This window comes from Microbacterium sp. DMC48 (genome assembly GCF_056313825.1).
Genome location: NZ_JBQUZN010000003.1, coordinates 776,193 through 801,539, shown reverse-complemented (window position 1 = coordinate 801,539; position 25,347 = coordinate 776,193). Strand labels below are relative to the sequence as shown.

Genomic DNA, 25,347 nt, shown 5'->3' with positions numbered 1-25,347 from the left:
GCCGACTCAGATCACGCCGAGGGCCTGCACCGCGTCGCGCTCGGCGACCAGCTCGGCGACGGAGGCGTCCAGGCGCGCGCGTCCACGGGGATCGAGATCGAGCCCGTCCACCACGCGGTAAGCGGTGCCGTCGCTGGTGACCGGCGCCGAGGAATACAGTCCTTCCGGCACGCCGTATTCGCCGTGCGACAGCACCGCCGCCGAGGTCCAGCCGTTCGCCGTGCCGTGGACCAGGTCGTGCACGTGCGAGATCGCGGCGTTGGCGGCGGAGGCCGCCGAGGACGAGCCGCGCACCGAGATGATCTCCGCGCCGCGTTTCGCGACGCGGGGCACGAAGACGTCGTCGAGCCAGGATGCCGCGGCATCCGCCCCGCCGAGCTTGTCGGCCAGCGCATCGAGCACCGGGCGACCGTTCACGCTCGCGTGCGCCACGTCCGGGAACTGTGTCGCGGAATGGTTGCCCCAGATCGCGACGCCCTGCAGCGACGCCACGGGCACCTCCAGCGCGGCGGCGAGCTGGGCGAGGGCCCGATCGTGATCCAGCCGGGTCAGCGCCGCGAAGCGCTCTCCGGGGATGTCGGGCGCGGACGCCGCGGCGATCAGCGCATTCGTGTTGGCCGGGTTTCCGACCACGACGACGCGGATGTCGGCGGCGGCGACCTCGTTGAGCGCCGCGCCCTGCGGTCCGAAGATGCCCGCGTTGGCCGCGAGCAGGTCGGCACGCTCCATGCCGGCGCCGCGCGGGCGCGCCCCGACGAGCATTGCGAGGTTCGCGCCGTCGAAGGCGGCGCGCGGGTCGTCGGTGATCTCGACGTCCGCGAGCAGCGGGAAGGCGCAGTCCTGCAGTTCGAGCGCCGCGCCCTCCGCGCTCTTCAGGCCCTGCGGGATCTCCAGCAGGCGCAGGCGCACCGGGCGATCGGGCCCCAGCATGTCGCCGGCGGCGATGCGGAACAGCAGCGCGTAGCCGATCTGTCCGCCGGCTCCGGTCACGGTGACTGTCGTCGCATCCATGCCTCGAGCCTACGGCGACGCGTCGCGGGACGATACGGTGGGGCATGACCTTCAACAGCAATGCAGAGCTGGGAGGCACGACCGCACGGCGACGAGGCCGCGGGGGAGGCGCCGCAGCCGTCGCCGGCGGAGGGCTCGCCGGGCTCGGCGGCATCGCCGTGCTGCTGCTCATCCTCTTCACCGGCGGCGACGTCACGAGCCTGCTGGGCGGCGCCGGCGGCAGCGCCCAGGACTCGGCGATCCAGGGCTGCGACACCGGAGCGGACGCCAACGCGAACGACGACTGCCGCCTCGTGTTCGGCCAGAAGGCGCTCGACGGGTACTGGTCCACGCACGTGCAGGGCTATCGTGCGCCGCAGCTGATCATCGTCGACGGTGCCGCCTCGACCCGCTGCGGTACCGCCTCCAACGCGACCGGTCCGTTCTACTGCCCGCCGGAGGAGACCATCTACGTCGACCCGACGTTCTTCGGCGTGCTGCGCAGCCAGTTCGGCGCGCAGGCCGGCAGCCTCGCTCAGCTGTACGTGCTCGCCCACGAGTACGGTCACCACATCCAGCAGCTGACCGGCATCATGGACCGCTACCCGAATGACGGGACCGGCCCCGACAGCAACGGGGTGCGCACCGAGCTGCAGGCCGACTGCTACGCCGGCGCGTGGATCGCCGAACTGCCCAACACGAAGGACGCCAACGGCGTCGCCTACCTCCAGCGGCCCACCGACGCCGAGCTGCGCGATGCGCTGGATGCCGCGGCCACCGTCGGCGACGACAACATCCAGGCCCAGTCGGGCCGCGTCAACCCGGAGACCTGGACCCACGGCTCGAGCGCCCAGCGGCAGCGCTGGTTCACGGCGGGCTATCAGAACGGGCTCGGCGCCTGTGACACCTTCTCGGTGTCGGGAGGAGAACTGTGAACGGCCCCGCCCACCTGGACGACATCCTCTACCCCGACATCGAGCCGTACGAGACCGGGTACCTGCTGGCCGGCGACGGGCAGCGCGTCTACTGGGAGCAGTCCGGCAACCCCGATGGCAAACCGGTCGTGTTCCTGCACGGGGGCCCCGGTTCGGGCACCTCCCCGTGGCACCGGCGGTTCTTCGACCCCGCGAAGTACCGGATCGTGCTGTTCGACCAGCGCGGCTGCGGAAAGTCCACGCCCCACATGAGCGCGCCCGACGCCGACCCGCGCTTCAACACCACCTGGCACCTGGTCGCCGATATCGAGCTGCTGCGGCGCAACCTCGGCATCGAGAAGTGGCAGGTCTTCGGCGGATCGTGGGGGTCGGCGCTCGCGCTGGCGTATGCCCAGTGCCACCCGGATGCCGTGAGCGAGATCGTCCTGCGCGGCGTCTTCACCCTGCGACGCCATGAGTTGGAATGGTTCTACGAAGGCGGCGCCGCGGCGATCTTCCCCGACCGGTGGGAGAGCTACCTGGCGCCGATCCCCGTGCTGGAGCGCTCGCGTCTGATCGAGGCGTACCATCGCCGTCTCACCGACCCGGATCCCGCCGTCCACGAGCCGGCCGCGATCGCGTGGACCACGTGGGAGATGTCGACGCTCACGCTGCACCCCGACCCCGACCTCGTCGCGTCGATGACCGATGCGGCCACCGCGGTCGCGTTCGCCCGCATCGAGAACCACTACTTCATGCACGGCGGATGGCTGCGCGAAGGGCAGCTCATCGACGACGTCGGCGCGATCCGCGGCATCCCTGCGGTCATCGTGCAGGGCCGCTACGACATCTGCACGCCGATCATGACGGCGTGGGACCTGCACCGGGCCTGGCCGGAAGCCGAGTTCGTCGTCGTCGACGACGCGGGACACGCGGCATCCGAGCCCGGCATCGCCCGCGCCCTCCGCGCAGCCACCGACCGTTTCGCCACCTGACACCCCCACCCCCCGCACGCCGCGTCCCACTGTCGGCGCAGGGTGTCCCACTTTCTGTCGCCCGAGCGGGGTGCGGGCGACAGAAAGTGGGACACCGGCGGGGTGGATGCCGTGGCCTCCGCCGCCGGAGAACCGGCGGCGCTGGTAGGCTGGAACCACTTGCGGCACCACTCGGGTGCCTCTCGCGTCGTAGAACGCTTCCCTCGCCGCCCGGTTCTGACCGGATGATCGGCTGACATTCTTCGTACGGCGACCCTGTGCGCATCCGCGCAGAGGCCACCGATCCGGGCCCCCGTGCCCAGAAACACCACCATGTCTGACATCACCTTCGGCGCGCTCGGCGTGCCCGCCCCCCTCCTCGACGTCCTCGCGAAGGACGGCAAGACCACCGCGTTCCCCATCCAGGTCGACACCCTGCCCGACACACTCGCCGGTCGTGACGTGCTCGGCCGCGGCAAGACCGGTTCGGGCAAGACGCTCGCCTTCTCCATCCCGCTCGCCGCGCGCCTCGGCGGTCCCCTCGCCGGCGGCACCCGCCGCTCCGGCCGCGTGCTCGGTCTGGTGCTCGCGCCGACCCGTGAGCTCGCGACGCAGATCAACGCGACCCTCGAGCCGCTGGCCGCCGCGTACGGCATGACGACGACGACCATCTTCGGTGGCGTCAACCAGAACCGCCAGGTCGCCGCGCTCAAGGCCGGCGTCGACATCATCGTCGCGTGCCCCGGCCGTCTCGAAGACCTCATCTCGCAGGGCTTCGTCAAGCTGGATGCCGTGGAGATCACCGTCATCGACGAGGCCGACCACATGGCCGACCTCGGGTTCCTGCCGTCGGTGACCCGCATTCTCGACAAGACCCCGCGAGACGGTCAGCGACTGCTGTTCAGCGCGACGCTGGACAACGGCGTCGACAAGCTGGTCACGCGCTTCCTGCAGAACGAGGTGCTCCACTCCGTCGACGAGGCCCACTCGCCGGTCGCCGCGATGACCCACCACGTGTTCCACGTCGGCGGCGTCGACGAGAAGAAGGAGCTCGTGCGCACCCTCGCGTCGGGGATGGGTCGTCGCATCCTCTTCATGCGCACGAAGCATCACGCCAAGAAGCTCGCCCAGCAGCTGACCGCGCAGGGCATTCCGGCGGTCGACCTGCACGGCAACCTGTCGCAGCCGGCGCGCGACCGCAACCTCGCCGCCTTCAGCTCCGGCGCTGCCAAGGTGCTCGTCGCGACCGACGTGGCGGCGCGCGGCGTGCACGTGGACGATGTCGAACTCGTCATCCACGTCGACCCGCCGATGGAGCACAAGGCCTACCTGCACCGTTCGGGCCGTACCGCCCGTGCCGGCGCCGAAGGGTCGGTCGTCACCCTCGTGCTTCCCGGTCAGGAGAAGGACGTCAAGGATCTGCTGCGCAAGGCCGCGATCTCCGCGACGCCCGTGCCCGTGACCGCGGCATCGCCGCAGGTGACCGCGCTGGTCGGCGAGGTCGCCCCCTACGTCGCACCCGCACCGAAGTCTGAGCAGCCCGGTCGTGGACAGGGCGGCGGCGGTCGCAGCCAGGGAGCGAACGCGCAGCGCAAGCGCGCGGCGCGCGAAGGCGCCCAGGGCCAGGGCGGCGCCCGTGGTCAGGGCGGCCGTGGTGGCCGCGGTGCCGGTCAGGGAGCGCAGGCGGGTCAGCCCCGCACCGACCGTTCCGGTCGTCCGGCCGCCGAGCGCTCCGCCGCCGGGCGCGAGCAGCGTCCTGCTCGTGACCACCGCCCTGCCGAGCGGTCGGCGCAGCCCGCGGCATCCGGAAACGCCCGCACCACCGGCCGTCGTGCCTCGCACGGCGGTGGCACCGGCGGCGGAAAGCTCATGGTCGGCTCCGTCGTCCGCCAGAACGGCGGACCGCGACGCGCCGGGCGCTGATCTCGATCGCCCGCTGATCCGATCCGTGCGCTCAGATGCCGCGGATCAGATCGGCGGCGCGCTCGCCGATGACGATGGCGGGGGCGTTGGTGTGCCCGCGGATGACCGTCGGCATGACCGACGCATCCGCGACCCGCAGGCCGTCGACACCGCGCACTCGCAGCTCGGCGTCCACGACGGATGCCGCGTCGAGCCCCATCCGCGCCGTCCCGACCGGATGGTAGAGCGTGTGCGAGTAGCGCCGCAGTGACAGCTCGATCCGCTCCGCCGCGCTCATGCGCTCGCCCCCGATCGGCTGCACCCAGCCTCCGGTCGTCACGGCACGCAGAGCCGGAGCCGCGATCAGGCGCTCGCACTCCGCGAGGCCGGCGCGCAGGGTCTCGGCGTCGATGCCCTCCGGGTCGGTCAGATACGCGGGGTCGATGATCGCGGCATCCGTCGGATCGCCGGAGGCGAGGCGGATGCTACCGCGACTGCGCGGCTGCAGCAGGATCGCGCCCACCGTGATGCCCTCCGCGGGCGGCGGCACCAGGCCTTCACCGACGTACGGTGCCGTCGCGAAGATGATCTCGATGTCGGGTAGGTCGGCGGGCGCGCCCGTGCGATCGGCCACGGCGGTGCGGACGAAGCCGTAGGCTTCGGCGACGTTGGAGCTCAGCATGCCGCGCCGCGCGCTCACATAGCGCGCGAGCTGAGCGGGCCGCCGCGCTCCGTAGAGCGTTCCGCCGCGCGCCGCGGGCGCGAGACCGGCGACGAGATGATCCTGGAGATTCTGGCCGACCTGCGGTGCGTCCACGCGCACGGGGATGCCGTGGGAGGCGAGGTGATCCTCGGGCCCGATGCCGCTCAGCATCAACAGCTGCGGGGTGTTGATCGCGCCCCCGCAGAGGATGACCTCGCGCCGAGCGCGGGCGTGGCGGGTGATGCCGCCGAGATCGACGTAGACGCCCGTGGCCCGCGGCGCCGCACCGGCATCGCGCTCGGCGAAGGTGACCCGCCGCACCAGCGCGTCGGTGAGCACGCGGAGGTTCCGGCGTCGACGCGCCGGACGCAGGTAGGCGTCGGCGGTCGAGGCCCGTGCGCCGCGATGCTGCGTGACCATCGTCTGCGAGAAGCCCTGCCTCGTCGGGAGGTTCGCCGGCGTCACGGGATGCCGCAGCTCGCGCGCCGCCTGGAGGAAGGCGGCCGTGTGCGGACGGGGGTCGCGCTGGTGTTCGACGGACTGCGGGCCTCGGGTGCCCTGCGTGGCATCGGCGGCATCCTGAGTGGCCTCCGCGCGCACGAAGGAGGGTGCGAGCGCATCCCACGACCACGTCTCGCCCGCGGCCTCGGCCCAGGCGTCGTAGTCGGCCGCGAACCCGCGGATCCACATCATGGCGTTCAGCGATGACGACCCGCCCAGGGTCTTGCCGCGCGGCCAGTAGATGGTGCGCCCTTCCAGCTCGCGCTGGGGGACCGTGTCGTAGTTCCAGTCGTAGCGACCGCGGAACAGCGTCGAGAACGCCGCCGGAACGTGCAGTTCGAGGGCCGCATCCGTGGGGCCGGCTTCGAGCAGCAGCACGCTGACGGCGGGATCTTCAGTGAGCCGGGCAGCCAGCGCAGCGCCGGCCGAACCGGCCCCGACGATCACATAGTCGGCTTCGAGGGTGCCGCCCGTCGCCGCCGGCCGCGGGCTCATGCGCCGAAAGCCTTGACGAGGGTGAGCGCCATCTTCGCCGGGTTGCCGTCGATGCGGAAGCGGGTGAAGCCCTCGCACACCGCCGCTCCGGTTCGCGAGGTGACGAACCACGGGGGCTTCGGCAGCACCGAAAGCCCGTAGCCTCGGACGGCCGACGACGCCGAGCGCGGGAAAGGCCGGAACGGCCCCCGCACGACCGTGCGTTCGACGTGGTCGAGCAGCAGGGCGTTGTGCACGACGCCCATGCCGCTCGGGGCGTCGTCGAGGGTGCCGCCGGGGAAGGCGCCCCAGGTGGCGGTCGGGGTGAGGAAGCCGAAGGCCGTCCACGCATTGACCGCGACCGTTCCGTAGCGGAGGTCGGCGAGAGTCCTCTCGAACCCGTCGCCCAGAGCCCGCTGCGTCTCGGGATCGATCAGCACGTTGGCACCGAGAGTGCCCACGAGTCGTTCGTTGGCATGGGCGACGGCGTTGTCGAGGAACTCCTGGCCCGTCCCGCGCAGGGCCACCACCCCGAGAACCGGCGAGAAGTACTCCGTCGTCTCGAGGGCCTGCGCGTCGGACGGGGTCGTCTCGATGAGGGCGCGTGTGCCGCCGCCGCACCACGCGGCATCCGGGTACGACGTGCGGGCAGCGTCGAGCTTGCCCTGACTCTGCGGATACCAGACGGGGCGGGACGGCGCGCGGTCGTACGCCGTGCGCAACGCGTCGAGGAACGCGTCGCGCTGCGGCCAGTCGTCCGAGAGCAGCACGACCTGGCCGGCGATGCAGTTGTGGCCGCTGTTGTGCAGGCGCATGGTGACGACGTGCTCGGCCTGGAAGCGCAGGTCGGCGTCCGACCACCGGCCCGGCACGACGATGATCGGCGAGACTCCGCCCAGTTCCGCCGTGATCGGCTTCTTCAGCAGCGGCCTGCCTTCGCGGCGGCGGCGTGTGGCGGCACCCGCCGCGGCGGGGGAGTGCGAGGGGCCCCACACGATGGAGCGGAACGTCGCCTCCGATCCGGTGATGTGGACGTGGTCGATCTCCGGATGCTGGGTGAGGTAGGCGCCCACATCGCCGCCGCCGCGGACGATCCGCAGGAACCCGGGCTCGATGAGCGGTGCCAGCGCGCGCTCGAAGACGGACACCAGCGCGTCCTGCGTCGGATTGACCTTGAGCAGAGCGACCCGGTTCGACGCCAGCAGCTCGTACAGCACGTCGAGGTAGGGGATGGAGGTGATGTTGCCGGCGCCCAGCACGAGCCCGACGCCGCCCGCGCTCGCCGGATCCAGCTGTGCGAGCCCCGCCGCTCGTCGCGCCGTCGCGGCATCCACTCCCGGCTGCAGCCAGACCTCGGTGGCATAGCCCGACAGCAGCAGGGCGTCGGTGGCCGACAGCGGCGAGGTGTGCACCACGGTGCGGTCGCCGGGCGCCGCGCCGAGGCGGAGACCGTCCACCGGCGAGCGTCCGATGGAGAGGGCGCGGAGGGTGTCGGCGTACGCGTCGAGCGCGACGATCGCCGCGTACGGGCCGGACAGCCATTCCTCACCGCGAAGCGGGTGCCCGGGCGGCAGGCCCTTCGACACGGATGCCGCGTCGGCCCATTCGGCCGCGACCGCGGACGTCGCGACGCGGACGCGCTGCAGCAGCGTGCGACGTTGCGCGAGAGTGAGAGCGCTCCAGGCGCGCTGCCCGGCGCGAAGGGCCGTGATCGCGGCATCCAGCTGGTCGCGCACGTCCTCGGCCAGGGCGGGCGCGGCGGGGGATCGTTTCGCTGTGCTCGGAGCTTCTGCGGTCACGGCGTTCTCCTTCGAAGCGGTGGTCGCGCTCACGCGCGGGCCTCCAGCTTACGACCGGATGAGACGCGGTTCCCGGAAACGTGCGACGCGATACCGCGCCCTGTCGCCGTCGAGCGTCAGATCAGGGAGAGCTCGCGCAGCTTCGACTCGACGTCGGCGTTCGACGGCTCGACGTGGTGAGACGCGTCCGGGTACACGACGACGGGGATGTTCGTGCGGCCGGAGATCTCGCGGGCCACGTCCGCGGCGGCGGGGTCGGCCACCAGGTCGACGTACGTGTATTCGACACCCAGCTCGTCGAGCTGCTTCTTCGTGCGGATGCAGTCGCGGCACCAGTCGGCGCCGAACATCGTGATCGGAGTCTTCTCGGAGGTCATGATTCCAGGGTACGCTCGCCGGCGCGGGCCACGGCCGGGGTGACGATACGCGCGGTCGCCTTGCGCTTGGGCGCGTAGACCCAGAGCGCGTGATAGACGAAGCGCACGACGAACGCCGCCGCAAGGGTGATGGCCGCGGCCAGCACGCTCGGGATGTGGGCGCCCTGCACGAGCAGGGGGATGACCGGGATGCGCACGACCGCTTCGACGTTGTTGAACGCGAACGACTTGAGGAATCGCATCCACATCGCTCCGGACTCGGAGCGCATGTCGGCGAAGACGAGGTACTCCAGCAGCAGGAAGTTGCCGATGATCGTCACCTCGCTGGCGATGATCGCCGCGGAGACGTAGTTCATCCCCAGGTGGACGAGACCCCACATGATGATGAGGTTCGCGATCGCACCGACGCCGCCGACGAGCGCGAACGCCGACATGCGGCCGAAGCGGAGCATGGCCAGCTGCGTGAGGAAGCGCATGCCCTGACTGAAGGTGGCCTTGGATTCGCCGGCGAAGCGCGTCGCGAACGCGAACGGGATCTCACCGATGCGCATCTGGCGGCGCGCGAGGATCTCGAGCAGGATCTTGAAGCCGCGGGGCCGCAGGTCGTCGAGGTCGACGGTGTCGCGGTCGACCAGGAAGAAGCCGGTCATCGGGTCGGTGCAGCCGTGGAGCTTCCGCGGGAACATCGCCTTCGTGAGCAGCGTCGAGGTGCGCGAGACCGCGGTGCGCGTCGCTCCGGCGAGGCCGCCGGCCGTGCCGCCCGCGACGTAGCGCGAGGCGACGACGATGTCGACGTCGCCGAGGGCGGCGCGGTCGAGCATGCGCGGGATGTCCTCAGGCGGATGCTGCAGGTCGCCGTCCATGACCAGGCACCAGCGGGCCTGGGCGTTGCGGAAGCCCTCGAGGACCGCACCGCTCAATCCGCCCTCGGGCTCATCGCGATGGATCAGTCGCACCGGGAACTCCGTCGCTGCGGCGACGGCCTGGATGGTCGCGGGCGTGTCGTCGGTGGAGTCGTCGACGAAGACGACCTCGAAGTCGACGTCGTGGAGAGCCGCACCGATGCGGCGGACCAGCTCTGCGACGTTCCCGCCTTCGTTGAAGGTGGGAACGATGACGGAAAGATCCATGGGGATGCGCTCGCGATCGGTCAGGGACAGAACCGTCTCAGCCTACCGAGGCGGAGTTGGGCAACTCCTGTGCGTGCTCTGTCAGTTCTTTCTGGTCTCTGCGGCTCTCGCGCCGGCGTCAGCCGATCTGCTTCTTGAGAGCGGCGACACCCATGCCGTAGTTGATGCGCACGCAGGGGAGGGTGAGCTTGTCGCTGCCCACCGAGACGTAGCCCTGCTCGATCGTGCGGGCCATCTCGAAGCCCGCCTGGCGCAGGCCCTCGTGCGAGGTCTCGTTGTTGTGCCCGTACGGGTACGCCATCACTTCCTTGACGCCGCCCAGCGCGGCCGCCGAGGCGGTCATGTCCGCGGCGATCTCGGGAGCGGTCAGGTTCACCATCTGGCCCTTGCCGTTGGCTCCCGCATGATGCATGTCGTGGGTGTGGGACCGCTGCAGGATGAAGCGGTTCTGCGTGGGGACGCCCGATCCCGTGATCACGAAGGAGGTCGCCATGAGCTGCAGCTGCTCGTTGATCGGCGAGGCCATCGTGAGCCAGCTCGGGTCGGCGTCGTCGTCGGTGATGATCACCGCGTGGTCGGGCAGGTAGAGCGCGCCGTCGATGAACGCGCTCAGCTCGTCCCAGGTGGGCAGATAGAAGGACTGATCCTTGATGTACTGCATCTGGGCGCGGTAGTCCTCGATGTACGCGTAGTTGCCGCGCAGCCAGCCGGACTCGCCCTCGGGCTTCGCGGTGAACTGGTGGTACATGAGGATCGGCACGCGCGCCTTGGCGGCGGCCACGGCATCCGTCGTCGTCCACGCGCCGTAGAGCGTCTGCTGGTGGGCGGTGCAGGCGACCGGCCTCGAGCCGTTGATCCGCGTCGCGGGACTGCCGGCATGTGCAGCGGGATCGGCGGATGCCGCGGCCGCCGTCGCCGCGTCGGCGTACCAGCCTGCGAACACGCGGCCGGCCGCCCGCGGGATCGGCAGGTGGTCGTAGAGGCGCTCCTGCACTTGCAGCTGCGGCTCGAGCGTCGTGCCGTCGATGCTGAAGCTGACCGCGCACGCTCCCGGGACATCGGCATGCGCCGCCAGGAGCGCTTGAGCCGGGGTGAGCGGCGTGGGGGTCGGGGAAGGCGTGTGCGTGGTCGGTCGCGGTGACGACGTCGCGGCATCCGTGTTCTCCGTGGCGCAGCCGGCGAAGCTCGCCGCCGCCGTCAGGACCACGCCGATGGTGAGCGCGCGGATGAGGCCGCGGTGGCGGTGCACGAAACCCATGAAAACAACCCCCAAGGTCGACGGCGCGCCCCCGCGCCGCGCTCATCCTAGGAGGACAAGGTGTCGTGAACCGGAAATCACCAGGTGCGCGGATGTTTTCTTAGACTTTCGTCGCAGATTCCCCCCCCGCTCGGGGGTGCTTACCCGACGTCCGAGCGGATGCCGCGACGTTCGTCCTTCGCCACGATGGCCGCGTCCAGCGCGCGTCGCAGCTGCGAGCTCGACGTGTGCGCAGTGTAGGGAAAGTAGACGACCTGCACGCCGACGGCCGCGAACTCGCGCTCCAGGCGCAGACCCTTCTCCGTGCCGCGCCAGTCGTCACCTTTGAAGAAGTGCGTGAAGCCGACCTCGCGCCACACCTCGAGCTTGTCCGGCACCGTCTCGATGTGGACATGGTCGACGTAGCGGATGTCGCGCACGATCTGCGCGCGCTCCACGGTCGGGACGAACGGTTCCACGCCCTTGACCTGGCGCAGCATCTCGTCGCTGACGACACCCGCGATCAGCAGGTCGCACTGCTCCTTGGCATGGCGAAGGATGTTCAGATGCCCGATGTGAAAAAGATCGAACGCCCCGGCGGCGTAGCCGATCGACACAGCCATAGCGAGCTCCCCCAGCTCTCGATGTGATCCGAGCTCGACGACGAGCGTCGTCCCGGTTCGAGCCCCCCGGCTCGATGCGGGCCCCCCGGCCCACGTCTGCACACTACCGCAGGTGCGCACGAGACGACAGTGCCGTGCACCTCGACGACGGGGTGAAGCGGGGCGAGGCTGCCGCCCGGGCGCGCCGTCAGGCAAGATGGGCGCGGGGGAAGGGGCTCGCGTGAAGCGGAAGGCGCTGGGAGCGATCGCCGCGCAAGCGGCTCAGGCTGCGGTGAGCCTGGCGCTGCAGATTCTCGTTGCGCGGCTGCTCGGCATCGCCGATTACGGACGCTTCGCGATCCTCTACGGCGTGATCGTGCTGGCGTCCGGCATCGTCACGGGACTCGTCGGAGACGCGCTCGTCGTGCTCGATCGTGCGGACCGACGCATTCGCGCCGGACTCGAGGTCTGGCTCGCGATCGCGGCGGCGACCAGCGCTGTGATCGCCGCCGTCGTGGCCGCGGTCACCGGCTTCGCGAGCCCTGCCGAAGCGGGACTGTTCGCCCTCGCGATGGTCGCCTTCGTCGTCGAGGAGATCGTCCGACGCCTCCTCATGGCCGGGTACGCCTTCTCGCGGGTGATCGCCGCCGATCTGACCGGCTTCGTCATCAGCCTCGCCCTGCTGGCCGCGGCAGCGGCCCTGCCGGCGCTGTCGCTCGGAGCCTTCCTCGGTGTCATCGCCGCAGGCCAGACCGTCGGCGCGATCGTCGGGTGGCGTCTGGTTCCCCGATCGGAGCGCGTCCTCGTCGGCTTGCGACGCGCGGACCTGCGCACCGTCTGGAGCTATGGGGCGTGGCGAGGGCTGCAGCAGACGTTGCGGCCGGCGATGCTGACGGCGGTACGGGTGGTCGTGCTGGCGGCTGCCGGGGCCGCCGCGGTCGGCATGCTCGAAGCGGCGCGCACCTACACCTCACCGCTCCTGCTCGTCGTCGGCGGGCTGTCGTCGTTCCTCTTCGTCCGCTTCGCCGACCACCGGCGCGAGGGCCGCTCCGGTTCGCTGCGAGAGGCCGACCGTGTCGTGCTCGTCCTCGTCGGCGCGACGGTGCTGATGAGCGCGGTGGCGCTCGGCGCCGGGCCCTGGCTGGGGCCGTTGGCGTTCGGTGTCGCCTTCGATCCGACGATGCTCGTGGCGTGGCTCGTGTACGGGCTCTCCGTCGCGGTGGTCACGCCCTACGGTGCGCTCAGCGCCGTCGCCGGGCGTCAGCGGGTGGTGTTCTTGGTTCGCCTCAGCGACACCCTTCTCGGCCTGGTGCTGACGGTCGTGATCGTGCTCGTCGGCGGCAGCCCGGCCCTCATTCCGTTCGCGCTCGCCGCGGCATCCGCGCTCGGCGGCGTCGCGCTGCGCTGGATCGCCGCGCACACGCCGGCGGAGCCCTGATCCTCTCAACCGGCTGAGAAGGGTCGGCAGGCAACGTCGACTGGTGGTAGGTTCAGCCCAGCACGAAGGCGTCGGACGAGGGAAACAGGGGTACGTCCGGCGCTCGGGCTCATCTTGGGGGGTGGGGAGCATGGAGGACGTCCCGTACGCGCGGATACTCCGCGAAGGGTGGTTGCTGGTCCTGATCGTCGCGCTGCTGGGAGCAGGCGGCGCCTATGGCATCGCGAAGCTGTTGCCGGAGACATACGCGTCGACGTCGACGCTGATGCTGCAGGTCGATTCGAAGGAAGCGTCGCTGTTCGAGCGCAACCAGTTCAGCCTCGCGCGCATCCGTTCGTATCCGGAGCTCGTCGACAGTCCGGAGGTCATCGCCGGCATCCGCAGCGATCTGCACCTCTCCGCTGCCGACTACAGCGATCGCGACCTGCGGAAGATGGTGTCGGCGGACAACACGACCGACACCGTGCTGCTCGTCGTGCGCGCCGAGGCTCCCACTGCGCAGCTCAGCGCGGCGATCGCGAATGCGGCCGCAGCGCACCTGTCGAAACTCATCCAGTCGACGGAGAACTCCGACGCCGATGAGCGCTACCAGGTGAACCTCACCGTGGTGCTGCCGGCGGTCGAACCGCTCGCGCCGGTGTCTCCGCAGACGCTCGCGATCGTCGGGCTCGGACTGATCGTCGGGCTGGCGGTCGGCGGGATCGTCGCCGTCTATCGCACGGTGACCAACCGCAACGTCATCACCATCTCCGACGTGCGCCGCCTCGTGGGCATCCGCGTCGTCGGGCGCATCCCCCGCCGTCGCCGCTGGAGGCGTTCGGACGACGAGGACGAGTCCGTCGCCTTCGACGAGACCGTCGCCAATCTCGGGGTGCTGGGCGGCAGCGACCTCTCGTCCGTGCTCGTTCTGACCGCTTCGGACGATGCCATCGGGCAGGCGGAGCGCGGTGGTCTGGCGGCTGCCTTCGCCGCTGCGGGTCGTACCGTCACGATCCTGGAGACGCGCGCCACATCCGACGCCGCGGCCGAGACGCGCTCGCTCGCCGAGGTGCTCGACGGGGAGGACGCCGATGCCACGGTGGGTGAGGCCGCGGGCCGGCAGTTCGCCGATCCGCTGCCGGTCGCGGCGGCAGCGCTGCAGGACGCACTGCCCGCTCTCCGTTCGACCCTGCGGGCGCATGTCGACGTCGTCGTGGTGGTGGTGGATGCCGCATCCGTCGCCGTGGTGCGAGAACTCGTCGACGACGCCACAGGAGTCGTGGTCGCGGTGCGGAGCGGATCGACGGCGGCATCGGCGCTGTCGGCACTGATCACCAAGCTCTCCTTCGTGGACGTGCATCCGTTGGGCGTCGTCCTCACCGGGGCCGCCCGGCATGCGTCCGGCGTCGTGACCGAGACGTGGCGCGATGCGGTGCCCGTGGGGGCCGCCGGAACGGGTGCGGCCGCACGGCCATGACGGCCGCAGGGCTCGCGATGCGCGGGCAAGGGGTGCACGGGGGCGTCCACGCGGATGCCTCGCGGCCGACGCGTCGGCGCTTCGCGGCTCTCGTCGCGCTGTTCCTCCTGGTGATCGTCAGCGTCATCCCGTGGCGGCCGCAGTCGTTCTACGCGGGCGGACTCGACCCGGTGGTCGTGGCCAAGGCGGCGATCGCCCTGGTCGCGCTGGGCGGCGCCGTCGGTCTGACCCTCTTCACGCGCCGACGGATGCCGGTGGGGCTCGGGCCCGCGGCGGTGATCGCCGTCACCCTCATGATCAGCCTGCTCGGCGGTGTCGTCGCGGGCAACGGATCGGCGACCACCGTGCTGGTCATGAGGGTCTTCATCGTCATGGCCACCCTGCTGCTTCTGCTGACGAACGCCCCGTGGGATCGGGCCGTCGCCGCCCTGTTGACGGCGATGGGGATTCTCGCCGTGGTCGCCGCCACGACGGGCGCGCGCACGCTGGTCAAGGGCCGGCTGGGCGGCGGCATCCCGGAGATCCATCCGAACGAGCTCGCCGGACTCGCCGCCCTTCCGCTGATCGCCCTCGTCGTTCTGATCCTGCGCCGCGGTGTGCGCGTGTCGGCCGTGATCGCGAGCGTCGTCCTGTTCGGGATCGTGGTCGCCACAGGATCGCGCATCGCCCTCGTCGGCATCCTCTTCGGCGCGATCGTGGCGCTGGTGACCAACGGCGTGCGTCGGCGCGGCGTCCTCTACGCCCTTCTCGTCTTCGTCCCCGTCATCTACGGTGTCATCGTCTTCACCGGCGTCGTCGACGGCCTCGCCAGCCGCGGCGGCACGTCGGCGGAGAGCACGGCGTTGGATTCCCGTCTCACGGGCTGGCAGGTGGTCCTCGGCTGGGATTGGGCCTCGTGGCAGCGTTGGCTGGGCGTCGGTCTGTCGGTCAAAGAGGTCGCGGTCCAGGAGAAGTGGCGATCGTCGCAGGTGCTCGACAGCAGCTGGGTCTCACTTCTGGCGCAGGCGGGACTGCTCGGAGTGCTGCTGATCGGTCTGCTGGTGGCGTGGTGCGTGATCACCGCCGTCACAGCGGCGTCGCGTCGCGGACTGCTGTTGCCGCTGCTCACGATGTTCGTCATCCGCACGTTCACCGAGAGCGGCATGGTCGACAGCGCGATGCCGTTCGTCCTGTTCGTGACGCTGTCGGCGTTGCTGACCAGAAGGTCGCGACAGGCGTCCGGGCCGCCGGGTCACGAGAACCAAACTCGTGCTCGCTCTGTGACGATGCCGGGCGTACGCTGAGGGAGCGCACGCGGGGAACTGGGGCCCGCCGCGGCGCGGGGCACATGGGGGAGGTGCTTTTCGCATGGCACAAGACATGCCGACAGCCGGACGCGGACGCGCTCCGTGGATCGTTTTCGTGGTCGTGGCGGCGCTGCTGGTCGGCGGCGTGGTGTGGGCGGTGGTCGGCCAGGGCCAGCCGGACGCATCCGCGGCCGCGTCTCCGAGCCCGTCGTGGGCGACGCCGACGCCGCAGCCGACGGCGTTCGAGACACCCGCGGCGGGTTCGACGACCGAGATCACCAAGCCGCCGACGGATGCCGAGTTGCCTCTCGACCAGCCTGCACCACCGGTGGCCGGCGCGACGGTGCAGCTCGTCGCGGTGACGAAGGGCACGTTCACGGGCGATGTGCCCGGCGAGCCGAGCGGCGACGCCATCACCGTGTCGGTGCGCGTCGTCAACAACGGCTCGGCACCCATCGACACCGGTGCGGCGGGCGTCAACCTGACCTACGGGGGAGACGATCGCACGCCGGGCATTGCCGTGACCGACAAGAAGGCGCGCGTGTTCCCGGCATCGGTTGCGCCGGGCGCCGAGGCCACCGCGGATTTCACCTTCGTCGCACCCCTTGCGGCGGAGGGGGATATCCGTGTTACCGTCGACCTGCTGGCGTCTGAGCCAGACATCGTCTTCGTCGGCCCGCGGCCGTAGGAGACCTGGGGGATTATCGCCTTCGCGGCATCAACGGATGGGGATCCGGCTGCGAGGGATGACTGGGGGAGTCATGGTGCGCATTCGTACCGGCGTCAGCGGACAGCAGACGCGGATCATCGCGACGGTTCTTGCGGCAGCCGCCGCCGTCATCGTCAGCAGTCTCGTCGTCGTCGCGCCCGCGCGTGCGGATGTCAGTCCGCCGGAGGGCACGCCGTCGACCGTCACGGCCGATGCGCTGCCGACCGTCCAGATCAACGGCATCGTCTGGGACCAGGCCGTCGTCGGCAATGTGGTCTACGCGGCGGGCAAGTTCACCTCGGCCCGCCCGGCGGGGGCGGCGGCCGGAACGAACGAGACGCCGCGCAGCAACCTCCTGGCGTACGACATCACGACGGGCAACCTCATCACGTCGTTCGCGCCGTCGATCAACGCGCAGGTGCGCCAGGTCGAGGCGTCGCCCGACGGCACCCGCCTCTACATCGTCGGCGACTTCACGACCGTCAACGGTCAGACGCGCAACCGCGTCGCCGCCTTCGATCTGCCCAGCGGGACCCTTTCGACCTTCAACCCGAACTCCAACGGAGTGACCTCCGGCGTCGCGGCGACGAACGACACGGTGTATCTCACCGGCACCTTCGGCCGCATGTCGGGAAACGACCGCGCCGGCGCCGCCGCGGTCACACGCGCCGGGGCGCTCCTGCCATGGGCCCCCGTGCTCGAGGGACGCCAGGGTCGCGTCGTGGTCGTCTCGCCCGACGGCGCCAAGGTGGTCCTCGGCGGCAACTTCCAGACGCTCAACGGCAGCAGCAACCCCGGGTACGGCCTCGCGATGGTGAGTGCCGCGGATGCCTCGTTGCTGCCGTTCCAGACCAACAATGTGATCCGCAACGCCGGGCTCGACGCGTCGATCATGTCGCTCAAATCCGACGGTGCCGGATCGTTCTACGGCACCGGCTACGTGTTCGGCGACGGCGGCAATCTGGAGGGCAGCTTCCGATCCTCCTGGGCCACCGGCGACCTCATCTGGGTCAACGACTGCCACGGCGATGAGTACGACGTGCAGCCCATGGGCGACGCCGTGTACGCCGCCGGTCATCCGCACTACTGCGGCAGCCTGGAGGACGGTTTCCCCCAGAGCGACCCCTGGACCTTCTACCGCGGCATCGCGGTGACGAACGAGCCCGCCCGGATCACGCCGTCTGGGCTCAACAACGGCTACTTCGACTTCGGCGGCAACCCGGCACCTCGGCTGCTGCACTGGTTCCCCAGCTTCAACGCCGGCTCGGTCAGCGGCGCCTCGCAGGGACCCTGGACGGTCAACGGCAACTCCCAGTACCTCGTCTACGGCGGCGAGTTCACCCGCGTCAACAACACGGGGCAACAGGGTCTCGTGCGCTTCGCGGTCCCGTCGAAGTCGACCAATGCGCAGGGGCCCCTGCTGTGGAACACGGCCTGGCCGGCGACGGCGATCGCGCTGACCGGGGGATCCGTCCGCGTCAGCTGGCCGCTCAACTACGACCGTGACAGCGAGTTCCTGACGTACGAGGTGCTGCGCAACAACGTCGTCGTGAAGACCTTTGAGAACGTCCGATCGAAGTCGCCCGACTGGGGTCTGCCGGCGATGGCCTACATCGACAACTCGGTGTCCAACGGGACGACGTACACCTATCGGGTGCGGGCGACCGATGCGCAGGGTCATTCCATCCTGGGTGGGACGGCGACGGTGACCGCTACGGGGACCTCGACCGCGAGTGCGTATCGCGACGCCGTGCTGGCCGACACCCCCCTCGACTACTGGCCGCTCGACGACGACTCCTCCACACTGTCCTACGACTGGGCGGGCGCCGCCGACCTCACGGTCAACAGCGGAGTCACCAGAGGGAGCGCCGGCGCGATGCTCAATGACACGCGCCCGTCGTCCACCTTCGACGGATCGAGCGCCGGATTCGCATCCACGACGCAGCAGATCGCAGGCCCCGACACCTTCGGCATCGAGGCCTGGATCAAGACGACCACGACGGCAGGCGGCAAGATCGTCGGGTTCGGAAACAGCTCGACCGGAACCTCGGGCAGTTACGACCGGCATGTGTACATGGAGCCGGACGGCCGCATCACCTTCGGTGTCTACCCCGGTTCGGTCCAGACGATCACGTCCTCGGCGTCGTACAACGACGGTCAGTGGCATCAGATCTCGGCCGGCCTGAGCTCGGGCGGCATGGTCCTGTACGTGGACGGCGTGCGCGTCGCGATGCGCACCGACGTCACCTCCGCTCAGCCCTACAGCGGATACTGGCGAGTCGGCGGCGACAGCCCGTGGTCCGGTGCCGCGTTCTTCGCCGGGGCGATCGACGACGTCGCGATCTACGGCGCGCCCCTGACCCGCCAGCAGGTGGCCGCCCACTACGTCGCCTCGGGGCGCACGCTCGCCGCCGCCACGGCGCCCGCCGATGCCTACGGCGCCGCCGTCTACGCGCTCGAGCCGTCGCTGTACTGGCGGCTCGGAGAGAGCTCCGGAAACATCGCCGCTGACGCCTCCGGCTTCGGCCAACCCGGCACCTACGTCGGCGCGGTCGCACAAGGTGCGGCGGGTGCGCTGAGTGGAGTGAGCGACACGGCGGCGACGTTCTCCGGTGGGCAGGTGATCAGCAAGAACACGTTCTCCAACCCGCGTTCGTATTCGCTCGAGGCCTGGTTCAAGACATCGACGACGACCGGCGGAAAGATCATCGGGTTCGGCAACAGCCCCGACGGAAACTCCAACAACTACGATCGGCACGTCTATATGACGCCGGACGGCAGCCTGATCTACGGCGTATGGGTCGGCTTCAGCGAGACGCTCCAGACGGCGCCGGGCTACAACGACGGTGCGTGGCACCACGTCGTCGCCACGCAGGGCGCCGAGGGCATGAGGCTCTATGTCGACGGCGCGTTGAAGGGGTCGAACGGTCAGGCCAACGCGCAGGACTACACCGGCTACTGGCACGTCGGCGGCGACGTCACCTGGGGCCCGGGTGACTGGGAGTTCGACGGACAGATCGACGAGGTCGCGGTGTATCCGATGCCGCTCGCGGCGAGCGACATCGTGCAGCACTACGCGCTCGGCGCGACGGGGACGCCGGCGAACGTTCCGCCGACCGCGTCGTTCACCTCGGCGGTCACCAAACTCGCCGTGGCGGTCGACGGTACGGGCTCGAGCGACAGCGACGGGGCGGTCGCCGGGTACAGCTGGTCGTGGGGCGACGGGTCGCCGGACGGCACCGGTGCAACGGCAACGCACACCTACGCGGCGGCCGGCACGTACACCGTGACGCTCACGGTGACCGACGACAAGGGGGCGACGGGTGTGTCCTCGACGCCCGTCACCGCGGTCGCCAACCAGGCGCCCGCCGCGTCCTTCGCCTCGACGGCGGCGGACCTGACCATTTCCGTGGACGGCGGTGGATCGACCGACAGTGACGGTCAGGTCACCTCCTACGCGTGGGCTTGGGGCGACGGGACCCCCGCGGGCGCCGGAGCGACGGCATCCCACACCTACGCCGCTGCCGGCTCGTACACGGTCACGCTCACCGTGACGGACAACGACGGCGCCACGGCGACGCAGGCGATCCCCGTGACCGTCACGGCGCCGGTGGCGGGGTCGACCTACGCCAACGACTCGTTCAACCGCACGGTGGCATCCGGACTCGGCACGGCCGACAACGGCGGTGCATGGACACTGTCGAACACGGCGTCCAACTACCGGGTCGATGGGACGAAGGCCGTCTTCATCCAGCCCTCCGCCACGGCGCAGCGCTACGCGTACCTGACGGGTGTGTCTTCGACCGACACTGCGGTGAACGTCGACATCAGCTTCGCTCAGCGGCCGGTGGGCGCCAGCGCGTATGCGACGGTGCACGCACGGCGCGTCGGCGCCGTCGACTACCGTGCGCGCGTGATCGTCGCCCCGTCGGGCGGGGTGACCGTGCAGCTCTTGCAGACGACGACCACGCTCACCAATGTGGGCACGACGCTGAACGTCGCTGCGGGCGATGCGCTGCACGTCCGTGTCGAGGCGGTCGGCACGGCACCGACGGCGCTGCGCGTCAAGGTCTGGAAGGTGGGCACCGCCGAACCGGCGGCATGGACCGCGACGGCGAGCGACGCCACCGCCGCACTGCAGGCGGCCGGCTCGGTCGGGCTTGGCGTCTACCTCGGCGGGGGAGCGACGAACGTTCCGTTCGAGACCGGGTTCGACAACTTCTGGACGGGATCGTCCGCGGGGACAGCCCCCGCGAACCAGCCGCCCGTCGCCGCGGTGACGGCGACCCCCTCGGGACTGTCGGTCGCCGTCGACGGGTCCGCGTCCTCCGATGCCGACGGGACCGTGTCGGCATATGCCTGGGACTTCGGCGACGGGGGATCGGGCACGGGAGCGACCGCCTCGCACACCTACGCCACCGCGGGCACCTATACGGTGAAACTCACCGTCACGGACGACAAGGGTGCGACGGGGAGCGCGTCGACATCGGTGACGGTCACCGCGCCGGCCGGACCGCCGAACCAGGCACCGACCGCGGCCTTCACGGCGACGCCTTCGGGACTGTCGATCGCCGTCGACGGGTCCGCGTCGACGGATGCCGACGGCACCGTATCCGCTTACGCGTGGGACTTCGGCGACGGGACGAGCGGCACAGGGGTCACGGCCACGCACGCCTACGCGGCATCGGGAACGTACACGGTGAAGCTCACCGTTACCGACGACAAGGGGGCGACAGGCACGACGACGAGCGCCGTCGTCGCCGCCGCCCCCGCGGCTGCGCCGTTCGGGGCCGACGACTTCGGTCGAGCCTCCGGCACTGCGCTGGGCGCGGCGGTCGTGGGCGGAACGTGGACCCAGACCTCGGGCACCGCCAACGTCGCGATCGACGCGGGAAGAGCGAAGCTCACCTCGCAGGCCGCGGGACAGACGCGCTCGGCGACGCTGAACGCGACGACCTCGGCGAGCACCGATCTCACCTTCGGGTTCGCACTGCCGGCGTTGCCGACCGGAGCGCGCATGTACGTTTCCGCCCTCGGCCGCGTCGTGGGGTCGGACGACTACCGCGCGCGGTGGGTCATCGCGCCGGGTGGTGGGGTGCAGGCGCAGCTCGCGCGCGGCGGTACGGTGCTGTCCTCGCTCGATCTTCCCGGATTCACCCTCGCGGCCAACACCGTGTACACCGTGCGCGTGCAGGTGGATGGTACGGGGACGACCGCTCTGCGCAGCAAGATCTGGCCCGCGGGCACCGCGGAGCCCTCGGCATGGCAGCTGAGCACCACCGACACCACGGCGGCGCTGCAGTCGGCGGGCTTCACCGGCTTCACCACCTACGCGGGCACGGGCTTCACAGGCCTGCCGTTCGTCGTGCTCGTGGATGACTTCCAGGCGAAGGTCGTGGTGCCGTGACCGTCGCAGCGGCCTACGCGCAGCTCGGCGCCGCGCAGAAGGGCCGGGGACGCGGAGCTCCGGCGTACTCGCTCTACGTCAACCGTCCGGTCGGCCGGGTCATCGCGGCCGGCGCGTACGCGGTCGGGCTGACACCCAATCAGGTGACCGCCGTCAGTGCCGGGCTGACCTTCACGGGGATCGTCCTTCTCGCGACGGTACCTCCGTCGTTCCTCCTCGGCGTCGTCGTCTGGCTGCTGCTCGCCGCCGGCTACGCCTGGGACAGCGCAGACGGGCAGGTCGCCCGGCTGCGCGGCGGAGGGTCTCTGGCCGGCGAGTGGCTCGATCACGTGGTCGATGCGGCCAAGCTGGTCAGTCTGCACGTGGCGGTCGCCGTCGGGGCGTTCCGCTTCTTCGATGCGCCGGTGGCGTGGATCCTGGTACCGCTGGGCTTCGCGATCGTTGCGACGGTCGCGTTCTTCGGGATGATCCTGAACGATCTGCTGCGCGCCCGCGCCGGCGTGGCCCAGGCGGCGGAGGCGGGAGGATCGTCGCCGCTGCGATCGATCCTCGGGCTCCCTGTCGATTACGGGGTCTGGTGTCTCTCGTTCGTGCTGTGGGGAGCGCCGCCGGTGTTCGTCGTGGTGTACTCCATGCTCGCGTTGACGGCTCTCGCGCACCTCGTTGCGGCGCTGCCGGTGTGGTTTCGCCGCATGAAGCACCTCGGATGAGCGCGCGGTGCGCCGCGCTCGCGGTGAGAAGAGTCTCATAGTCGGCAAGGGCGCTCTCCGCACTTGCTACGCTCGACACACCCCGCGTGCGATCGTTGCCGCGTGGTGGACTCTTGGGGAGAAAGAGACTCCTCATGCGTTCCACGGCGTCTGCCGTCCTTCTCGTCAGCGCACTCCTCGTCGGCAGCGTTCCCACCGCCGCCCTCGCCGTCGAGCGTGACATCGCCTCCTCGCCGACGGTTGTGACCGCTGCGGCACCCGCCGTGGTCTTCGCGGATGACATGCAGCGCAGCGTCGCGACGGGACTCGGCGGGGCCTCGGGCGCGGCCACGTACCGAATGTCCGACCCGCGCGCCTTCTCCGTCTCGGGCGGAGCGGCGCGTGCGGTCATCCGCGTTCCCGGAACGTCGGTGGCCGCATCGCCGTCCGGGCTCACAGCGCTGGACACGACGCAATCGGTCGCATTCACGGTGCCGAGCCTTCCCGCGTTCGGACGCGGGGTGTATCTGAATCTGCAGGCGCGCAAGACCGCCTCCGGGTTCTACCACGTGCAGGTGGTCGTCGATCCGAAGGGCTCCGCGGTGCTCGAGGCGCTCCGAGTCACCGGATCTCGCCAAGTCGTGCTCGCTCGCACCACCCTCTCGACCCGGCTCCGCGCCCACACCTCCATCGTCCTCGAAGCGAGTGTGAGGGGCACCACTTCCGTGGCGGTCGACGCCGTCGTGACGGTCGGTGATGTCACCACCCGGATCGCCGCCACGGACGCGAGCTCGGCCCGCCTCGCCGCCGCCGGCGCGGTCAGCGTGGGCGGCTACCTCTCGAGCAGCTCGTCTGCTCAGCAGTTCGCCTTCGACGACTACCGTGTCGCCGTCGCGCCGACGGGGGCCGGTCCCGGCAGCAACAGCCCTCAGCCGACGCCGTCGCAGCCGCCGACGCCGCGCCCCTCTCCGACGCCGTCCCCGACACTCGCGCCGTCCCCGACACCCGCGCCGACTCCGTCTCCGTCCGTGCAGCCCGACCCGTCGTCGAGCTCCACGCTCACCTGGGACGAGTCCGGCACACGGCGCCACCGTGGTGCCCCGTCGCCGGGCGTGTCCAGCGCGGCGATTCCGGTCGGCGCCGTCATCGTCGACGGCTCCGCACGCGCCGGCGGTACCGGATCCAGCTCCGCGCCGTTCTCCACGATCCAGGGTGCCGTCGACCGTGCCGTCACCGGTGCCGTCATCGTCGTTCGAGGCGGAAGCTACAACGAAAACGTCACCGTTCCGGCCGGCAAGCGCCTGACGATCCAGGCCGCCCCCGGCGCCGAGGTCTGGCTCGACGGTTCCCGCGCCGTCGCCGGGTGGCGCAGCTCCGGGACGGCGTGGTTCGTCGACGGCTGGACGGCGGAGTTCGATTCGAGCCCCACGTTCACCCGCGGCGCTCCCGACGGCACGACCAGCGGATGGCAGTGGATCAACCCGGAGCATCCGATGGCCGCGCATCCGGACCAGCTGTGGATCGACGGTGCGCCGCTCACGCAGGTCGGCAGCCGCGATCAGGTGCGTCCCGGCACCTTCTTCGTGGATACCGCCGCCGATCGCCTGTACATCGGTTCCTCGCCGGAGGGCCATCAGGTGCGCGCGTCATCGGAGACCAAGGCGCTCTCGATCCGAGGCGCCGGCACGGTCATCCGTGACATCGGCATCCGGGGATATGCGACATCGGTCTGGATGATGGGCACCGTGACGATCGAGGCGCCGGATGTCACCCTTCAGGGGGTGACCGTCGCCGACAACGCGACGACGGGAGTGTTCGTGGGGGCCGCGCGCGCGACTCTGCGCGACGTGACCCTCGCTCGCAACGGTCTGCTGGGCATCGGGGCGAACCTGGCGGACGATCTGCGTCTCGAGAACGTCCTGGCCCTCGAGAACAACGCGGAGCACTTCAACCAGGCTCCGGTGTCGGGGGGCGTGAAGATCGCCAAGTCGCGCGGTGTTCGCGTCGTCGATTCCGCCTTCCTCCGCAACGACGGCCCGGGGATCTGGACGGACCAGTCCGTCTTCGATCTCACGATCGCCAGGAGCGACCTGATCGGCAATCTCGGGCACGGCGCCTTCATCGAGCTGACTCAGAAGGTCGACATCGTCGACGATCTCATCGTCGGGAACGGCGGCAATGCGCTGAAGATCAACAACACCGGCGACGTGCAGATCTGGAACAACACGATCGTCGGCGGAAACCGGACGATCAACATTGTCCAAGACTCTCGCAGCCAGGCGGACGCGTCCGTCCCTGGCCACGATCCACGGCGTCCGTTCCCCGACCCCGACATGCCGTGGACGATCCGAGACATCGCCCTCGGCAACAATGTGGTGGGAGGCAGCAGCGGCGCGTGCACCCTGTGTGTCGAGGACTACTCGCACCGCTTCGCCGCGAGTGAGCTGAACATCCGATCGGACGGCAACATCTTCCAGCGCACGGGAGCATCGCAGCCCGCGTGGCTCGTCGTATGGTCCCGGGGCGCCGCGAACGTGAATCCCTTCGTCTTCACGACGCTCGACAGCTACCGTGCGATCACGGGCCAGGACCTGCACTCGATCTCCATCGACGGTCGCCCGGTGACCACCCCCACCGGTTCTCTGCTGGGCGATGTGTCGCACCCAGGTGTCGCGCAACCCCGCCCTCCGCGCGCAGCGGCGTGGTGGACGGGATCGGTCGACGGGGTCGGGGCGCGGATGCCGTGATCGGCGCCCGAC

General features: G+C 70.4%; 17 protein-coding genes. 10 read left to right on the top strand and 7 right to left on the bottom strand.

The window, feature by feature from the left end; translation table 11 throughout:
• Nucleotides 1-6: 6 nt before the first annotated feature.
• Nucleotides 7-1,011, bottom strand: a complete 1,005-nt coding sequence (locus tag ACT53O_RS03700) for a malate dehydrogenase (protein WP_476151373.1) — start codon at nucleotides 1,009-1,011, stop codon at nucleotides 7-9.
• Between the two features lie 44 nt (nucleotides 1,012-1,055).
• Here ACT53O_RS03700 and ypfJ point away from each other — a divergent pair, with 44 nt between their 5' ends.
• The 3 genes from ypfJ (at nucleotide 1,056) to ACT53O_RS03685 (ending at nucleotide 4,801) form a co-directional block, all read left to right on the top strand.
• The gene (gene ypfJ, locus ACT53O_RS03695) at nucleotides 1,056-1,925 is read left to right on the top strand and encodes a KPN_02809 family neutral zinc metallopeptidase (RefSeq protein WP_476151372.1); all 870 of its coding nucleotides are present in this window, start codon (nucleotides 1,056-1,058) and stop codon (nucleotides 1,923-1,925) included.
• Nucleotides 1,922-2,899 (top strand): prolyl aminopeptidase, encoded by a 978-nt coding sequence (gene pip / locus ACT53O_RS03690; protein ID WP_112932292.1) that lies wholly within the window; start codon nucleotides 1,922-1,924, stop codon nucleotides 2,897-2,899. The genes ypfJ and pip overlap by 4 nt, the downstream gene beginning before the upstream one ends.
• A 312-nt stretch (nucleotides 2,900-3,211) precedes the next feature.
• Nucleotides 3,212-4,801, top strand: a complete 1,590-nt coding sequence (locus tag ACT53O_RS03685; RefSeq protein WP_039412972.1) for a DEAD/DEAH box helicase — start codon at nucleotides 3,212-3,214, stop codon at nucleotides 4,799-4,801.
• A 31-nt stretch (nucleotides 4,802-4,832) separates the two neighbouring features.
• Here the strand turns inward: ACT53O_RS03685 and ACT53O_RS03680 are convergent, their stop codons facing one another.
• The 6 genes from ACT53O_RS03680 to ACT53O_RS03655 form a co-directional block, all read right to left on the bottom strand.
• Complete coding sequence (locus ACT53O_RS03680) at nucleotides 4,833-6,479, bottom strand: GMC family oxidoreductase (RefSeq protein WP_476151371.1); 1,647 nt, start codon at nucleotides 6,477-6,479, stop codon at nucleotides 4,833-4,835.
• On the bottom strand, nucleotides 6,476-8,257 hold the full coding sequence (locus ACT53O_RS03675) for an aldehyde dehydrogenase family protein (RefSeq protein WP_476151370.1): 1,782 nt from the start codon (nucleotides 8,255-8,257) through the stop codon (nucleotides 6,476-6,478). The genes ACT53O_RS03680 and ACT53O_RS03675 overlap by 4 nt, the downstream gene beginning before the upstream one ends.
• Nucleotides 8,258-8,373: 116 nt before the next feature.
• Entirely contained in the window at nucleotides 8,374-8,634 is a 261-nt protein-coding gene (locus ACT53O_RS03670; protein ID WP_036319047.1) for a glutaredoxin family protein, read from the bottom strand.
• On the bottom strand, nucleotides 8,631-9,764 hold the full coding sequence (locus tag ACT53O_RS03665) for a glycosyltransferase (protein ID WP_294943187.1): 1,134 nt from the start codon (nucleotides 9,762-9,764) through the stop codon (nucleotides 8,631-8,633). The genes ACT53O_RS03670 and ACT53O_RS03665 overlap by 4 nt, the downstream gene beginning before the upstream one ends.
• Nucleotides 9,765-9,882: 118 nt before the next feature.
• Nucleotides 9,883-11,022 (bottom strand): polysaccharide deacetylase family protein, encoded by a 1,140-nt coding sequence (locus ACT53O_RS03660; protein ID WP_476151369.1) that lies wholly within the window; start codon nucleotides 11,020-11,022, stop codon nucleotides 9,883-9,885.
• Nucleotides 11,023-11,162: 140 nt separating this feature from the next.
• On the bottom strand, nucleotides 11,163-11,624 hold the full coding sequence (locus tag ACT53O_RS03655) for an FAD synthase family protein (protein ID WP_036319026.1): 462 nt from the start codon (nucleotides 11,622-11,624) through the stop codon (nucleotides 11,163-11,165).
• A 220-nt stretch (nucleotides 11,625-11,844) separates the two neighbouring features.
• Here ACT53O_RS03655 and ACT53O_RS03650 point away from each other — a divergent pair, with 220 nt between their 5' ends.
• The 7 genes from ACT53O_RS03650 (at nucleotide 11,845) to ACT53O_RS03620 (ending at nucleotide 25,335) form a co-directional block, all read left to right on the top strand.
• The gene (locus ACT53O_RS03650; protein WP_476151368.1) at nucleotides 11,845-13,041 is read left to right on the top strand and encodes a hypothetical protein; all 1,197 of its coding nucleotides are present in this window, start codon (nucleotides 11,845-11,847) and stop codon (nucleotides 13,039-13,041) included.
• 130 nt (nucleotides 13,042-13,171) lie between these two features.
• Nucleotides 13,172-14,497, top strand: coding sequence for a YveK family protein (locus tag ACT53O_RS03645; RefSeq protein ID WP_476151367.1), 1,326 nt, complete (start codon nucleotides 13,172-13,174; stop codon nucleotides 14,495-14,497).
• Nucleotides 14,494-15,780, top strand: coding sequence for an O-antigen ligase family protein (locus ACT53O_RS03640; protein ID WP_036319024.1), 1,287 nt, complete (start codon nucleotides 14,494-14,496; stop codon nucleotides 15,778-15,780). The genes ACT53O_RS03645 and ACT53O_RS03640 overlap by 4 nt, the downstream gene beginning before the upstream one ends.
• A 64-nt stretch (nucleotides 15,781-15,844) precedes the next feature.
• Nucleotides 15,845-16,471: a hypothetical protein gene (locus ACT53O_RS03635; RefSeq protein WP_476151366.1), complete on the top strand. Its 627-nt coding sequence runs from the start codon at nucleotides 15,845-15,847 to the stop codon at nucleotides 16,469-16,471.
• A 58-nt stretch (nucleotides 16,472-16,529) separates the two neighbouring features.
• On the top strand, nucleotides 16,530-21,899 hold the full coding sequence (locus tag ACT53O_RS03630; RefSeq protein ID WP_476151365.1) for a PKD domain-containing protein: 5,370 nt from the start codon (nucleotides 16,530-16,532) through the stop codon (nucleotides 21,897-21,899).
• Entirely contained in the window at nucleotides 21,896-22,609 is a 714-nt protein-coding gene (locus ACT53O_RS03625) for a CDP-alcohol phosphatidyltransferase family protein (protein WP_135949633.1), read from the top strand. Before ACT53O_RS03630 ends, ACT53O_RS03625 begins: the two co-directional genes overlap by 4 nt.
• A gap of 134 nt (nucleotides 22,610-22,743) precedes the next feature.
• On the top strand, nucleotides 22,744-25,335 hold the full coding sequence (locus ACT53O_RS03620; RefSeq protein ID WP_476151364.1) for a right-handed parallel beta-helix repeat-containing protein: 2,592 nt from the start codon (nucleotides 22,744-22,746) through the stop codon (nucleotides 25,333-25,335).
• The last annotated feature ends 12 nt before the right edge of the window (nucleotides 25,336-25,347 follow it).